Source organism: Acinetobacter sp. YH12098 (genome assembly GCF_013419235.1).
GTDB lineage: Bacteria > Pseudomonadota > Gammaproteobacteria > Pseudomonadales > Moraxellaceae > Acinetobacter > Acinetobacter amyesii.
Window position 1 is genome coordinate 39,340 of the sequence record NZ_VPAO01000018.1, and the last position, 14,921, is coordinate 54,260.

11 protein-coding genes and 8 tRNA genes are annotated in these 14,921 nt (G+C 41.5%); 6 read left to right on the forward strand and 13 right to left on the reverse strand.

Features of this window, described 5'->3' with window-relative positions:
• Positions 1-52: 52 nt before the first annotated feature.
• The 3 genes from FTU38_RS07570 (at position 53) to FTU38_RS07580 (ending at position 4,380) form a co-directional block, all read left to right on the forward strand.
• Positions 53-613, forward strand: coding sequence for a YcxB family protein (locus FTU38_RS07570; protein ID WP_180110910.1), 561 nt, complete (start codon positions 53-55; stop codon positions 611-613).
• Between the two features lie 188 nt (positions 614-801).
• Positions 802-3,504, forward strand: coding sequence for a sulfite reductase flavoprotein subunit alpha (locus FTU38_RS07575; protein WP_180110911.1), 2,703 nt, complete (start codon positions 802-804; stop codon positions 3,502-3,504).
• A gap of 105 nt (positions 3,505-3,609) precedes the next feature.
• Positions 3,610-4,380 carry a YdcF family protein gene (locus FTU38_RS07580; protein WP_180106572.1) on the forward strand — a complete coding sequence of 257 codons (771 nt, stop codon included), beginning with the start codon at positions 3,610-3,612 and terminating at the stop codon, positions 4,378-4,380.
• 55 nt (positions 4,381-4,435) lie between these two features.
• Here the strand turns inward: FTU38_RS07580 and FTU38_RS07585 are convergent, their stop codons facing one another.
• The 11 genes from FTU38_RS07585 to FTU38_RS07635 form a co-directional block, all read right to left on the reverse strand.
• Positions 4,436-4,897, reverse strand: a complete 462-nt coding sequence (locus FTU38_RS07585; protein WP_078191441.1) for a DUF2750 domain-containing protein — start codon at positions 4,895-4,897, stop codon at positions 4,436-4,438.
• A gap of 97 nt (positions 4,898-4,994) precedes the next feature.
• Positions 4,995-5,070 (reverse strand) — tRNA-Val (locus FTU38_RS07590).
• Between the two features lie 98 nt (positions 5,071-5,168).
• Positions 5,169-5,245: transfer RNA gene (locus FTU38_RS07595), tRNA-Asp, on the reverse strand.
• Between the two features lie 44 nt (positions 5,246-5,289).
• A tRNA-Val gene (locus tag FTU38_RS07600) sits at positions 5,290-5,365 on the reverse strand.
• Positions 5,366-5,396: 31 nt separating this feature from the next.
• Positions 5,397-5,473 (reverse strand) — tRNA-Asp (locus FTU38_RS07605).
• Between the two features lie 14 nt (positions 5,474-5,487).
• Positions 5,488-5,563: transfer RNA gene (locus tag FTU38_RS07610), tRNA-Val, on the reverse strand.
• Between the two features lie 21 nt (positions 5,564-5,584).
• A tRNA-Asp gene (locus FTU38_RS07615) sits at positions 5,585-5,661 on the reverse strand.
• Positions 5,662-5,708: 47 nt separating this feature from the next.
• Positions 5,709-5,785, reverse strand: a tRNA-Asp gene (locus FTU38_RS07620).
• Between the two features lie 29 nt (positions 5,786-5,814).
• A tRNA-Val gene (locus FTU38_RS07625) sits at positions 5,815-5,890 on the reverse strand.
• Positions 5,891-6,350: 460 nt separating this feature from the next.
• Positions 6,351-6,845: a cell wall-recycling L,D-carboxypeptidase ElsL gene (gene elsL, locus FTU38_RS07630; RefSeq protein WP_180106828.1), complete on the reverse strand. Its 495-nt coding sequence runs from the start codon at positions 6,843-6,845 to the stop codon at positions 6,351-6,353.
• Positions 6,838-7,272, reverse strand: coding sequence for a YbaN family protein (locus FTU38_RS07635; protein ID WP_180106826.1), 435 nt, complete (start codon positions 7,270-7,272; stop codon positions 6,838-6,840). The genes elsL and FTU38_RS07635 overlap by 8 nt, the downstream gene beginning before the upstream one ends.
• Positions 7,273-7,360: 88 nt before the next feature.
• Between FTU38_RS07635 and FTU38_RS07640 the strand changes: the two genes are divergently transcribed.
• The 3 genes from FTU38_RS07640 to dapE all read left to right on the forward strand — a co-directional run bounded on the left by FTU38_RS07640 (position 7,361) and on the right by dapE (position 9,792).
• A complete protein-coding gene (locus FTU38_RS07640) occupies positions 7,361-8,224 on the forward strand; it encodes a DUF1853 family protein (RefSeq protein WP_180110912.1) in 864 nt (287 codons plus the stop codon).
• A 163-nt stretch (positions 8,225-8,387) separates the two neighbouring features.
• Positions 8,388-8,537, forward strand: coding sequence for an entericidin A/B family lipoprotein (locus FTU38_RS07645; RefSeq protein ID WP_180004989.1), 150 nt, complete (start codon positions 8,388-8,390; stop codon positions 8,535-8,537).
• A gap of 121 nt (positions 8,538-8,658) precedes the next feature.
• A complete protein-coding gene (dapE, locus tag FTU38_RS07650; protein ID WP_180110913.1) occupies positions 8,659-9,792 on the forward strand; it encodes a succinyl-diaminopimelate desuccinylase in 1,134 nt (377 codons plus the stop codon).
• Between the two features lie 69 nt (positions 9,793-9,861).
• Here dapE and FTU38_RS07655 read toward each other — a convergent pair whose 3' ends face one another.
• Positions 9,862-10,329, reverse strand: coding sequence for a hypothetical protein (locus FTU38_RS07655; RefSeq protein ID WP_180063259.1), 468 nt, complete (start codon positions 10,327-10,329; stop codon positions 9,862-9,864).
• A gap of 3 nt (positions 10,330-10,332) precedes the next feature.
• On the reverse strand, positions 10,333-14,847 hold the full coding sequence (locus tag FTU38_RS07660) for an Hpt domain-containing protein (RefSeq protein WP_180110914.1): 4,515 nt from the start codon (positions 14,845-14,847) through the stop codon (positions 10,333-10,335).
• Between the last annotated feature and the right edge of the window lie 74 nt (positions 14,848-14,921).

The window sequence follows — 14,921 nt, forward strand, 5'->3', positions numbered from 1 at the left end:
TTGGTATAAATAATGCTAAACTTTTTACAGTTTTAAATCTGTTACTTTCACTATGACCGCAAAAAATTTATATGCCTACACGCTAGAGCCAGTGGCTTATGAAATTTCTGAAGCAGAACAACGTTATGCTCAACTTGTTCTGTCTCGCAGTAACTTCAAAATTGGCAAAAAAGCATGGCTAATTATGGGTGCAATTCTTGCACTGGCACTCTTGGGCCTCATCTTTATTAAGAACTATTCAACAGTATTTTGCTGGGTAGCTATTGTCTGTGTCGTGATTTACTTCCTTGTGCGTAAATTCGGAATCGAATGGTATGCGAAACGCAAACTGAACGAAGTTCCTGTTCAAGAAATTAAAGGCATCCGTATGGGTGTTCAGCCGCATGGGATCTCTATGCAGCAACGTATGGGCGCAAACATGGGGACGATGACTGTCGGTTGGAAAGACATTCATGAATGGTATGACACTAAAGACTTCATCCTTTTAAACTTTAAAGTAAAGGGTCAAGACGGCGCATACATCTTGCCTAAACGTATGGATAGCAAGAAGTTTCCATTTTCGACCATTCGTAAACATTTAAATGAAACTGTAGGCCCTGCTAAACCAATTTAAGCCTAACAGACATTTATGTATAAAAAACCTCCTCTCTTTGGAGGTTTTTTTATGTGTTTAATTTTTGAATAATTATTGATAATTACAATAATGAGAATGAATATTACTTACTTTTTCCACATTCTCTACTACATCATCGTTTATAATTCGTCGCAATTCAGCAACCTTTTATCAATATTAAATCCATCATGTTTAAGAAAACCCTTTTCCAGATTCACTGGTTCTTGGGGATTAGTGCCGGCTTAATACTCTCGCTCATGGGGGTTACAGGTGCCATTTATTCCTATGAACAGCAAATACTTAAAGCAATCAATCAGGACAGCTATGTGGTTCAGGCTCAACAGCAGCCCAAACTAACCCCTGCTGAGCTTTATCAGCACTTTAGTCAGTCTGATCCTGACATGAAAATTAACAGCATCTCTATTGCCTCAGATGCTACCGCCTCAAGTACCGTGAATATTGTCAAAGAAGGTGCTCGTCGTGGCTATAACATGATGGTTAACCCCTATACAGCCGAAGTTTTACCTGAAATCAAAGGTCAAAAATTCTTCCAGTTTGTACAGCAACTACACCGTAATTTAACCGTTGGCCCTGTAGGTAAACAAATTACGGGCGCATGTACACTCATGCTGATTTATTTTGTATTGAGTGGTTTATATCTGCGCTGGCCAAAAAGACATTCTGTAAAACAATGGCTTGCAGTTAAACCAAAGCTCAAAGGACGTAATTTCCTGTGGGATCTACATGCTGTCGTCGGCACATGGGTGATTATTTTCTATCTCATTTTGGCATGTACAGGTTTGTATTGGTCTTATGACTGGTGGCGTAATGGCATGTTTAAAGTCATGGGCGTTGAACGTCCACAGCCCCAGTTACAAGAAGGTCCAAAACCGAATGGGCAATCTGCTGAACAGGCGGGTGCAAAGCAAGGTGGTGAAAAACAAGCCACTGAGGCAAAACAAACTCATGGCGAACACCAAGCACGTTCTGAAAGAAACCCTGCAACGTCGAGTCCCTCTGAACACGGCGCTCAAGAAAATAAACATGGTGCTGAAGGTCGCGGAGAAAAACGTGGTCTAAAACCAGAACAAGTGAATATTGCCCTTACGCAAAGTTGGAACGGCTTTAATCAAAATATTGGTCGTGAATACTCAAGTGTCACTTTTAATATTCCGAAAAAAGCCAATGGTGAATTAGAAATTAACTTTGTGGATGCCGTCCCTCAACATGAGCGTGCTCGCAACAAAGCGACTTATAACTACAAAACGGATGCACTTACCGATACCGAGTTATACGAAGATAAAAAGCTAAATGAAAAAATCATGACCAGCATGTTGCCTGTACATCGCGGTAGTTTCTTCGGACCGATTTATCAGTTCTTTGTGGTTATTGCATCCCTCATGATGCCGCTGTTCTTTGTCACAGGATGGATGCTCTATCTCAAACGTCGTAAACAGAAAAAACTGACACAGCAAGCCCGTCAAAGCTTAGCACCAGTTACCATCGACCCAAATGCACAGCCTTGGTTAATTTGCTATGCATCACAAACAGGTCAGTCTGAACAATTGGCATGGCGTACAGCAACAAGCTTACAAGAGGCTCGTCAGCCTGTCACAGTGAAAGCTGTTCAGCAACTTTCAGCAGATGACTTAACGCAAGCCGCTCAGGTTTTATTTGTTGCAAGTACCTATGGCACTGGGGAAGCACCTGACCTTGCTTCAAGCTTTGAACGTAAACTGATGGCACAAGGCCTCGATTTGAGTCATGTTCAGTTTGCCGTATTAGCTTTAGGTTCTAAAGAATATCCTGATACTTTCTGTAGCTTTGGTCATGCGATTCATCGTTGGATGCAGAGTAATGCTGCGAAGCCCCTGTTTAACACGATTGAAGTCAATAATGGCGACACCCAAGCCATTCAAGCATGGAATAGCGCTTTAGCCAAAGCGACTAAACTTGAACTTCAGCACATGCAAATTGAAAAAACTTTTGATGCATGGACATTGACCAAACGTGATTTACTCAACCCGAACAGTTTAGGTGCACCTGCATTTAATATTGAGTTAAAACCGCAACATGAAGCCAATTGGCAAGCGGGTGATATTGCAGAGATTCAACCAGGTAATAGTGCTGAACGTATTGCAAACTTCATGCAAAAGTACCAAATTCAAAGTCAGCAAGTGGTTGATTCTACTCAGCAACGCATTGAAGATGCATTATGGGATCGTAACCTAAATACGGATGTTGAACCATTTGCCAATCTTGATCATTTGCTCGAACAGCTTCCACCGCTTCCAACTCGTGAATACTCGATTGCCAGTATTCCAAGTCAGCAAGTATTACGCTTAGTGGTACGTCAGCAGTCCAATGCGGATGGTGAGCTTGGTTTAGGCTCTGGTTGGTTAACACAACATGCTGCGATCAATAGCACACTACAAATGCGTATTCGTACCAATGAATCATTCCATTTGATTGCAGATAATCGTCCTGTGATATGTATTGGTAACGGTACCGGTATTGCTGGTTTACTCAGCCTGTTACATGCACGAGTTCGTCAAGACTATACGCAAAACTGGCTGATTTTTGGTGAGCGTCAACGCGCACATGATTTCTTCTATCAAGACATCATTGAAGCATGGCAAAACACAGGCTTAGTTCAACGCATAGACCTCACCTTCTCTCGTGATCAAGCGGAGAAACGCTATGTGCATCATGAGCTACGTGACCATGCGACCTTATTAAAATCATGGGTAGAACAAGGTGCCGTGATCTACGTTTGCGGTAGTATCAACGGTATGGCAACGGACGTTGACCACGCACTGATTGATATACTAGGTGAAGATGTCGTGGCTGAACTGCGTCAAGCTGGGCGTTACCGTCGTGATGTTTACTAATAAGATGTTTACTCATAAATAGTCCCAACTAAAAACCAGACCTCGTGTCTGGTTTTTTTTCACGCTATACTTAGGCCAAATACGAATACTGCTTTAATTTTTTGCATGAAAAGAATACTACTGCTTTGTGTAGGCTTGCTGCTCTGCGTAGATGCCATTTGGTTACTTACATTAGATAAAATTCATTTAGGCATCCTTTTACCCTTAGTCATTGGGTGTATTTTTATTTTATCCGGACTATTTTCAACCCAAATCCACAATATTTTAGATCAATACCCTAAACTCAAAAGGCTCTGGTGTGCGGCATGGTGGTTGTTTTGGCTTTGGCTATTGAGCCTTTTACTGTTTTTTGCGTATTTACACTTCAATAGCCAGCAATCCAAGCCATTTACTTCCGTCCAAGCCATCATCGTTTTGGGTAGCGGTATTGAAAATGGTCAACCCTCTCCGACCTTAAAGGCGCGTCTCGATGCCGCAGCACCGTATGCCTTGAAACAGCCCAATACTATTATGATCATGACGGGTGGTTTAGGCTTTAATGAAAAAATGACCGAATCTTCTGTCATGAAGCGCTATTTACTTCAACACTATGACATTTCAGCCGCACGCATATATGAAGAAAGCAGAAGTACCAGCACAGAACTCAATCTGATCAACAGTAAAATAATTTTAAAACGACATCAGATTTCTCTTGATGCCCCCATTGCAATTGCCAGTAGTGACTTTCACCTTCCACGTGCAAAAGCAATTGCACGAAAGTTAGGCTATACACAGGTGTATACCATTGCAGCGCCTACACCGCTGTACATCCGCTACAACTCTTGGCTACGTGAATATTTTGCTTTTTTGAGCGGTTTTGTACTTAACGAATATTAAAAAAAGCCCTTGTTTGATCAGTAAACAAGGGCTTTTTTATGCTGTAAATAAACCATTAATTTAAACGAATACTACGTGGCAAAGGAATTTTAAGGTTTTCAAAAATTTCTGGGCGCTGTTGATAGACTTGATATAAATAATTTTTAATATCTAATAGCATCTTTTCTGGCGCAACCAAAATATTTTGCCCTTCTGGGGTTAAATCTAAAGATACCGTAGTGCTCTCGCTGCGTAAAAACGGAATGACTTTTTCGATAAAGTCTTTTAATGAAATTTCCTGAATTTCATAATTGGACCAATTGTCTTTAATTAATAAACGTGCCAAACCACGATTTTGCCAAATGGCGAAGGAACGCTGACCTGTAGGTGTCGCACAAAGTGCCCAACCATCTTGATATAACGCAATCACGCCACCTTGAGCGACCATATTTTCAATAAATTGTTTATAGGTTTCTTGAGGATTGTAATTTGTAGTTTGAGTTTTAGACGCTGCCTTGCGCTGATATGGATTTCTCATAGATCACATACAATATTAAAATTATTATAGAGCGGATTTTATGTAAATCAGAAAATTTAGGCAAGCTTTTGGATAAAGAAGTTTCTATAGAAGAATATGGTGGGCGCTGACGGGATCGAACCGCCGACATTCTGCTTGTAAGGCAGACGCTCTACCAACTGAGCTAAGCGCCCTGAGCGAAGAGTAACAAAGCGAAGCCTTGTCTGAGCGCAAGAGAAAAATCCAAGATTTTTCTAAAGGCATTCTCTTGAACAGAGATTTTTAAGATAAATGGCGCAGCGGACGGGACTCGAACCCGCGACCCCCGGCGTGACAGGCCGGTATTCTAACCAACTGAACTACCGCTGCATCACGTAGTTTCTTTCGAAACACAACCTATATCTTAAAAGATATGGTGGGCGCTGACGGGATCGAACCGCCGACATTCTGCTTGTAAGGCAGACGCTCTACCAACTGAGCTAAGCGCCCTTAAAGGGTACAACAATTATATTCTTTGAAATGGCGCAGCGGACGGGACTCGAACCCGCGACCCCCGGCGTGACAGGCCGGTATTCTAACCAACTGAACTACCGCTGCATCGCAAAAAAATATGGTGGGCGCTGACGGGATCGAACCGCCGACATTCTGCTTGTAAGGCAGACGCTCTACCAACTGAGCTAAGCGCCCTCAAAAGGTCTATCGTATAAATGGCGCAGCGGACGGGACTCGAACCCGCGACCCCCGGCGTGACAGGCCGGTATTCTAACCAACTGAACTACCGCTGCACTTACACAATGTCGCTATTGTGGTTCAAACGAATTAAGATTTAAAGTGGCGCAGCGGACGGGACTCGAACCCGCGACCCCCGGCGTGACAGACCGGTATTCTAACCAACTGAACTACCGCTGCACTCTAAATATCTTAACGCTGAAAAGGTTTGGTGGGCGCTGACGGGATCGAACCGCCGACATTCTGCTTGTAAGGCAGACGCTCTACCAACTGAGCTAAGCGCCCTTTTCAAAACATGTTCATCGTTTGATGAGGTGCATTATAGAGAATCCTCACGGTCTGTCAAACGCTTTTCTAACTCTTTTCCACTTTTTCTGTTTGAGTGATTAAAAAATAAGTTATATTGCGGAAAAATCAGTATTTTTGAACATTTTTTAGCTATAAACCTGTAAATTTATTACTAAAAATATGACTTATATTCTGCATCATTCACATAAAAAACAGTTTTTCGCGTGGACTCATAGCTAATCATTCAGCGAACCGACGATTAATTCACCACACACTGCATTCTAAAACACCCTAGTGTACAAAATACATTCAAACACGATTTTCTGTTAGTTTGCGAGCATTAGTCCTGACAAAAGTCCTGACAAAAAAACGCCTTTCAAACTCACTTTAATTTTTCAAATCTTTGTTTTGATGCCATGAACTTCGTTTTTCATGGCTTGTGCTTTTAACGACGTGTTCAATGTTCAGTGATGTAAACCAGCGCATTTAATGGAATCAATTGATAAAGTTCTACAACATCGCTGTTTCGCATGCGAATACAACCATGTGACATCGGTATACCCATAGGCTCGCGATCTGGTGTGCCATGAATATAAATATAACGTTTATAAGTATCACAGCCCTCACCTGCATTAAAGCCGGGTTCTAAACCACTAAGCCATAATATTCGAGATAATATCCAATCCCGATCAGGGTGTGATGCAGCAAGTTGCTCGTCGTAAACCTCTCCGGTCCACTGACGTGCTTTAAAAACTGCATTTTGAGGTTGTTTTCCACCAAACTTTTCAGCCACTTGATGCCAGCCTCGTGGCGTCTTGCCACTATTTTCCTGCTCACCAATGCCATTTTTACCCGATGAAATGAGGTAAAACTTATTTAGCTTCGGCAAAGTTAAAGTTTGATCTTTCAAGTTAATCAGGATATCTGCTTGATCTTGGGTATATTCAGACATGCTCTTGCTCTTTCTGCTTATCTTTATCTTGTGGTTGTGTCTGCGGCGATGTTTCAATAGTCCGCATCTGATTTGGCTCTGGTCGTGTCCATAACCAAATACCAACGATCAACATGGTTAAGTCAGTGAAAATCTTGACGGCAATCGGTGCTGATGTAAAAAGCATAATCAGACCACTCACAAACATCATGATCGATGCAAACCATTTTGCTTTGCGTGGGACTGTGCCATTTTCGCGCCAAGCGCGTAAGGTTGACCCATATTTAGGATGATTCAACAACCAAGCATCCATTTGAGGCCAACCTTTTGAAGCCGCCCATGCAGCTAATATTAAGAAGACTGTCGTGGGCATTCCCGGCAATAAAGCCCCTATAAAGCCTAAAATGACAAAGACAACCACTAAGCTTCGCCAAAACAACGTCTTCATACCGCTACCCTGAACTTTCAATTCAGGTAGTATAAGATGTTTTTAACAATTATCCGTTGTTATTCTGCATTATTCGAAAGGTTTCAATATGGCTGTAACCCCGACAACGTCGTCTTATTTTGAGCCATGGTTGCAATTTAAACAGCCCTTAGTTCGCCAATTGGCTTTCTGTATTGCTAGCCCAAATATTCTGCAGCAAATTCCCAATGAACTCGAAATCCGCTATCCCTTTCATTTTCATCCAAACGAGCTTTGGCATAAATATTTTGAAGCCTACCTTCCCCGTTTAAAACAACTCGAACAACACCCAAGTGAATTAGTAGAATTTTTACAAAAATTAAAAAGTACTCGCCTTGGTTTACGTTTCGAAATGTTTATATGGTTTTGGCTTCTCGATCACCCATACCATCCATACCAGTTACTCGGACATAGCATTCAAAAAATTGATGGCCCTCGTACAGTAGGTGAACTCGATTTTGTTTTAAAAAATACCGAAAGTGATGAAGTTGAACATTGGGAAGTGGCTTTAAAATACTATCTAGCAGAGCGTGATTTTCAATTACCCTATTGGTATGGCTTAAATCGTAGTGATACTTTGGCTCGAAAGCTCAATCATTTCACCCAAAAACAATTCCAATTTGATGAAGCACTTGGGCAGCAAATTCAACAGCGCTATTGTGTTTTAAAAGGTCAATTATATTTACCTATTCAGCGTACCAACACATTGCCAAACTGGGTCAATCCTGCGCGCAGAATAGGTCAATGGGGACACGCTATTCCATCCACAAGTCAAGGCTATTATCGCTTACAACGACATGAATGGATCTGCGTGCAGCAGCAACCCACAAGTGAAACCGCTCATTGGTGGACAGATGGCCTGTATAAAAAAAGCAGTGATGAAAGCTATTATATGTATAGACAACCACGCTTGGTTTTACCGCAAATCACTTAAAATAACGGAAGACGAAATTTGTAGTTTAGTAGAAATTACATTAATTTACTTAATCACCATAAAAACCACCTACTGTTTAATACGGCCATTTTTTAATCTAAATCTCACATCAGAATAATTTATTCCTCTAAAAATTATTCTTTCATAATGGAGAATACAGTCAATGAAAAAAATTCTAGCTGCATCACTTATGGTCGCTTTTATACTGACAGGTTGTAATACAGTAAAGGGTATGGGTCAAGACGTATCTAAAGCTGGAGATGCGGTAACCAATACTGCAGAGAAAACTTCAGAAGAAATTCGCCGCAATTAATTTATTTCCCAAGATTTTATAAAAGAGCCCTATTTTTTTAATAGGGTTTTTTACGTCTAAATTTCCCTTCGCTTGTTGATTCGCCTATTATATTGCGACATTTTTGACTTCTGTATTTAGCATGACCTCAACAGCAACTCTTGATCTCAGCCTAGAACTACTTCGCCAACCGTCGGTGACACCGATTGACCATACCTGCCAGAACATTATGGCGGATCGTTTAGCCAAAATTGGCTTTAACATTGAAAATATGCGTTTTGATGATGTAGATAATCTTTGGGCACGTAAAGGGACTGAAGCACCAGTATTTTGCTTTGCAGGTCATACGGATGTAGTACCTACGGGTAACTTGGATGCATGGGGTTCTGACCCATTTCTTCCTGAAATTCGCGACGGTAAACTGTATGGTCGTGGCAGCGCAGATATGAAAACCGCGTTGGCAGCTATGGTTGTTGCTTCAGAACGTTTTGTTTCGAAGCATCCAAATCATAAAGGTTCGATTGCATTTCTTATTACCTCTGACGAAGAGGGTCCTTCGATCAACGGGACTGTCAAAGTTGTTGAAACTTTAGAAGCGCGTAATGAAAAAATGACTTGGTGTTTGGTGGGTGAACCATCTAGCACCAACACACTTGGCGATATTGTTAAAAATGGTCGTCGTGGTTCGCTAAATGCCAATTTAACGGTTAAGGGTAAACAAGGGCACGTTGCTTACCCACATCTAGCGGTCAATCCAATCCATACAGCATCAAAGGCACTGGCTGAACTTTGCGATACCGTGTGGGATAATGGCAACGAATACTTCCCCGCAACATCTTTTCAAATTTCCAATATCAATGCCGGTACAGGCGCAACCAACGTTGTTCCGGGCACGATGAATTTACTGTTTAATTTCCGTTATTCAACAGAAGTAACGGCAGATGAACTCAAAGCACGTACCTTGGAAATTTTAGATCGTCATGGTGTTGAATATGACATCTCTTGGACGTTATCTGGTCTTCCATTCCTAACCCCAGTCGGTGAGTTAGTGAATGCCGCACGTGATGCCATTCGAGATGTTACTGGGACAGAAACTGAACTTTCGACCAGTGGTGGTACTTCTGATGGTCGATTCATTGCGCCTACAGGTGCGCAGGTGCTTGAACTGGGTGTTTTAAATGCCACGATTCACCAAATCAACGAACACGTCAATGTGGAAGAATTGGAGCCACTTTCTGAAATTTACGAAAAGATTTTAGAAAACCTGTTGGCTTAAATATTCCCCACATAGTCAAAAAAAGGAACTCCATTGAGTTCCTTTTTTTATATCTCGTTTTTGCAAATATTAAGCCGCTTGAAGCCCAATGCTGTTTTGAATATTGGCTAAATTTGGAATATGAAATACCTGATCGGCCATGCGTACATATTGGAAAATATTGGCGTCTTTCACGGCTTTTTCTTCATCAACCACTTCAGAAATACGCAAACGAATGGTTTTCGGCATCTCATTACACATCAGTGCAAAACGCTGTCCAACATCATCCCCTTCAATGACCAAAGCCACACCCTGATTTTTTGCAGGATCATTGACTGAGAAAACAGGCAATTTCAATTCATGCCATTCAACAAAAGGAACATTGGTTGCACTATCGAGCGCTGAAAGAACAATATTTTGTGGTAACAACATTGGCTCTTTACCATGACAATCAATGATATAAGCATCGATAAAACCGGTAGAAACCGTAATGAGATGTTGCAGTTCCTGCTGATCAACTTTATCGCTGACAACCTGAGAAACAGTATTTTGGCTCATAGATTACCCCTGCTTTTCTGCAATTAAAGCTTCAATATTGGCAAGCAATTCAGCTTCTTGGAATGGTTTACCCATATAGTGAGTCACACCTAAGCTAAATGCACGCTCACGATGTTTTTCACCTGTACGCGATGTAATCATAATGATTGGCAAGTCACGGTGAATGTCGTGGTGACGGACTAAGTTTGTCACTTCGAAACCATCCATACGTGGCATTTCAATATCGAGTAGCATCAAGTCTGGACGGACATTTTCAAGCTGCTCAATTGCATCTACACCATCTTTCGCGGTCACGATGTCATAACCTTGACGTTCAAGTAAGCGTGAAGTCACCTTACGTACTGTCACCGAGTCATCGACAATCATCACTAAACGACGTGCATTGGATTGACGGCCCAAATCACGCTGTTCAGCTGAATGTTTAACACGCTGCGTAGTTTGAATTTGACGTGCAATATTTTGCCCATCCAAAATCAAACATACATGACCATCACCTAGAATCGTGGCACCTGCAATCGCGGCCACACTGGTAAATTGTTGACCAATTGGTTTCACCACGATTTGAGAACGTGAACCCACCAACTGATCGACCAATAAAGCAATGGTTTGACCACTGTTGCCTTTTATTAGCAATACAGGCAATGAATGACCGACATTATTTAAACGTGGAATTGGCTGATTACCCACAAACTCTGATAGATAACGTAGTTTGTAATTGGTGTTGTCAATTTTAAACACGTCATCCTTACTATTGAAGTAAGTTTCGAGTGCCGTCGGTGCAATACGGACAATACGTTCAATTTGCGCTAACGAAATTGCGTATTGTTGATCGCCGGCTTTCACCATCAAGGCATCGCTGACGGCTACCGTCGTTGGTACACGAATGGTAAAGGTCGTCCCTTTACCTAACTCAGACTCAACGGAAACATGACCACCCAAGGCTTTAATTTCACTTTGCACCACATCCAGACCAACACCACGACCCGAAATTTGCGTTACCGCTTGTGCCGTTGAGAAACCTGGATGGAAGATCAATTGCAAGATTTCTTGTTTATCGAGGAACTGATCTGCTTTGATTAAACCAAGTTTTAAGGCTTTGTCTTTAATCTTGGCTTCATCAATCCCTTTACCATCATCACTGAAAGACACCAGCACATCGGTACCCTGACGACTAATATTCAAGACAATGCTACCCACTTCTGGCTTTTTCAAAGCCAAACGGTCAGCAGGATCTTCTAAACCATGGTCGACCGCATTACGCAGCATATGTTCAAATGGTGTCACCAAACGCTCTAAGATCGTACGGTCCAATTCACCTTCTGTATTTTGAACAATCAATTCTGCAGGACGGTTCAAGGTCGAAGAGGTTTGACGCACAATACGTTGTAAACGTGGTAACAAACGATCAAATGGCACCAAACGGGTACGCATCAGACTTTCTTGAATTTCTGACTGAATACGTGATTGTTGTAATAACAAACCTTCCGCATCACGGATTTTTTCTGCCAAAGTACTCTTGAAGTCAACCAAATCCGACGCAGATTCGGCTAGAGATTTTGACAATTGGTTAATCGATGAATATTGGTCCATCTCCAATGGGTCGAAATCCGCATAGCGTGAATTTTCAGAACCATGTTTGGCAATAATTTGTGACTCAAGCTCACCATCCATTCGACGTAACTGGTCAGCAAGTCGCTTAATTGCTAACTCCATTTCATTCAAGGTATTGCCTAGCTGACCTAAGTCCATCTCAATACGTGAACGGTTAATCGAGTTTTCGCCTGATAAGTCAATCATCTTCTCGACGAGATCAGCCGAGATACGAATCATCTCATTACTGTTATCAGAAGAATTAGCTTCAGACCATTCACCCAACATAGATGGAGGTTCAACACCATCACCTTGAATAAATTCAAAGCCTTTACTGACAATACCTTGTTCTAATTCTGCAACACGGTTTGGCAATTGAACCGTAACATCCACATACTGAATGGATTCTAGGCTCAATTTGATGCTATCAAAATTACTATAGTCGTGGTTGAAGATCGCTTCTTTTAACCATGCCAACGTCGTTTTGAGTAAGCCGTCATATGCATTTGAGTTGAAATGATGAACCGCGAAATGCTCAAACGTCGTCTCAAGTTGATACGCAATTGCGGCAACAGGTTCATTTTCAACCATACGCGCACCACCCTTAATACTGTGGGCAGCACGTTGTAATTGAAGCAATACGTTACGGTCACTACGTTGTTCAGTCCATTGATTTAATAATTGAACGGCTTGTTCAAGAATTTCCTCAGACTCTTCAAGGAAGGTTTCTTCCATGACAGAACGTAGATCGTCATCTGGATGCTCAACATGTTCAGCAACCGCATGTTCAAGATGTTCAACAGCAGACTCAGTGTGAGCAGTCGTTTGAGCTTCAACCACTGCTTCTGCAGTGTCTTCAGCAACATCCATCGGCTCTGACACCGATACATCTGGTTCTACTGCTGTTTGTTCAGTTTCAGCAGAAATAGGGGCCGAAGCCAATGCAACAGCTTCTGAACGCTCTCCTGCCACAATTGACTGAATATTCTTGAGAATATCGATCACATTATTCGCTGGGTAGTCGATCCCTTGGTCACGAATGGTTTGAATACGATCTGAAATATCATCCTGCACTAAACGAATAATTTGAATTAACGCAGGCGTAATCGAAATTTGCTGACGAATAATGCGCTCATAAATCGATTCTAATTCATGCGAAATTAAACCCACATGAGATGCGGCAATCATATTTGCACCACCTTTTAGGGTATGCAAATAACGCATTAAATTATTCAAAGCTGAAGTATTGGTCTGATCACGTGTCCAAGTACTGAGGTCTTGATCAATCCCCACCAATAATTCTTCTGCCTCTTCAATAAAGATCCCTAAAAGATCTTCATCAAAGTCATTATTCGCATCCACCGCTTGCATCTGTTGATGATCAAGTTGAATACGCTGACTTAATTGTGCAAAGTCTACTGCTGTTGTATTTGGAACAGCGGCTTTATCTTCTACAGTGGCAACAGGTTCAGCAACTACATGGGCTTCTGGTGTTGTCGTCGCTGCAACTGCTTCAATGTCTTGTTGAACAAATGCAGTCAGCTCATTTAAGAAACGTTGAACATCTTCACTTAACACCACACGCTGACCCGCAGCTAAAGTGTCAAATAAGTGAATAAACTCCTGATGTGCTTGCGCAAATAACTCATAGCCATAATCAGCATGGAGTAATTCAGGCTTTTCAACTAAAGACTGATATGCTGCACGCAGTTGAGTTGTGAAATCATGGATTCCAACAGACGCACGATTATCCGTATGTTCAATCAACTCTAAAGCTTGTTGACTAAGCTGTTGAATATAGTCTGGGAATTCAGCAAGGGCACGTTTATCAAACTCAAATTCAGCATCTAATAACTGATCAATATTTAATTCGATTAGTTTAGAAACCAAACCTTGCGGATTATCTTCAGGCGCCAATTGATCTTGGCTAGCAAAACCATAATCATCCCAAGCAGCTTTGAAGGTTTCATAAATAGATGTAAGATTTGCCTTATCCCCTGAACGCAGCACGTGCAAATAATCACGAACAAATTCAGCATATTGAATCAATAAAGCAGTTTCTTTCGAGCTCGATACGATTTCGTCTTGTAATAAGGTTTTGAATAAGTTTTCAACTTTTGAACTGGCTTCAAAAATCTCTTCGATTTGCGCCATCGACGAACTACCACGCAAGGTGTGTAGCGCGCGAATCAAGCCATTATAATCTTGTGATTTACTGTCATCAGATTGGAGGAACTGATCAATCGTTTGTAGATGTTCTTCAGCTTCTTCAATAAAAATGCTCACTGTCTCTTCGACCAGTGATGCATCTGCATCCACTTGTTCAGGAGCAGGTTCTGATTCAACAACCGCATCAATTGTGCTTTCAAGCACTTCTACAGACGCTGTAGCTTCAACATCAGTCAGTTCTAAACCAGTGACACCATCTTCAGATTTTAATTGATCTGCCAGTTTTAATAATTCTTCGAGTGCAGGCTCAAGGCTAATATTTTGTTGTAATTGTTGCCCCATTAAAACCAATGGACGTAAGTCAACATCCAATTCGGCAACATTTTTAAACCGTGGATAGAGCTTATATTGATAAACATTTAAAACTGTTTGTGCAAACTTTTGAACGGTCGGCGTTAACTGTACTGAACCCGCAATGACACGGTTCAGCGTATCTTCAACTGCCCATGCAGTTTCACCCGCCGATTTTGCCCCAACCATACGACCTGAACCTTTCAGTGTATGGAAATGACGACGAATCGTCGTTAAAGTGTCTTTATCTTGTGGATTTTCCAACCAAGTTGTAAATAAACCCGCCAGTTCTTCAAAGATTTCTTCTATTTCTTCAACAAAAATCTCTAAAATTTCTGCATCTTGATCAAGATAACTATCTTCAGGAAGCGTAGTTGTTTCAACTAAATTTTTTAATATTTCTTTCATAGCTAAGGCTTCTTATGTTTTGCCACCAAGAAGGTTGCTCAAACTTAATTGTAACCATCACCTAAGACTTAACT

Bases quoted from the DNA above. Each gene is read 5' to 3' on its own strand.
- FTU38_RS07570 (WP_180110910.1), top strand. From the start codon at position 53: ATGACCGCAAAAAATTTATATGCCTACACGCTAGAGCCAGTGGCTTAT.
- FTU38_RS07575 (WP_180110911.1), top strand. From the start codon at position 802: ATGTTTAAGAAAACCCTTTTCCAGATTCACTGGTTCTTGGGGATTAGT.
- FTU38_RS07580 (WP_180106572.1), top strand. From the start codon at position 3,610: ATGAAAAGAATACTACTGCTTTGTGTAGGCTTGCTGCTCTGCGTAGAT.
- FTU38_RS07585 (WP_078191441.1), bottom strand. From the start codon at position 4,897: ATGAGAAATCCATATCAGCGCAAGGCAGCGTCTAAAACTCAAACTACA.
- elsL (WP_180106828.1), bottom strand. From the start codon at position 6,845: ATGTCTGAATATACCCAAGATCAAGCAGATATCCTGATTAACTTGAAA.
- FTU38_RS07635 (WP_180106826.1), bottom strand. From the start codon at position 7,272: ATGAAGACGTTGTTTTGGCGAAGCTTAGTGGTTGTCTTTGTCATTTTA.
- FTU38_RS07640 (WP_180110912.1), top strand. From the start codon at position 7,361: ATGGCTGTAACCCCGACAACGTCGTCTTATTTTGAGCCATGGTTGCAA.
- FTU38_RS07645 (WP_180004989.1), top strand. From the start codon at position 8,388: ATGAAAAAAATTCTAGCTGCATCACTTATGGTCGCTTTTATACTGACA.
- dapE (WP_180110913.1), top strand. From the start codon at position 8,659: ATGACCTCAACAGCAACTCTTGATCTCAGCCTAGAACTACTTCGCCAA.
- FTU38_RS07655 (WP_180063259.1), bottom strand. From the start codon at position 10,329: ATGAGCCAAAATACTGTTTCTCAGGTTGTCAGCGATAAAGTTGATCAG.
- FTU38_RS07660 (WP_180110914.1), bottom strand. From the start codon at position 14,847: ATGAAAGAAATATTAAAAAATTTAGTTGAAACAACTACGCTTCCTGAA.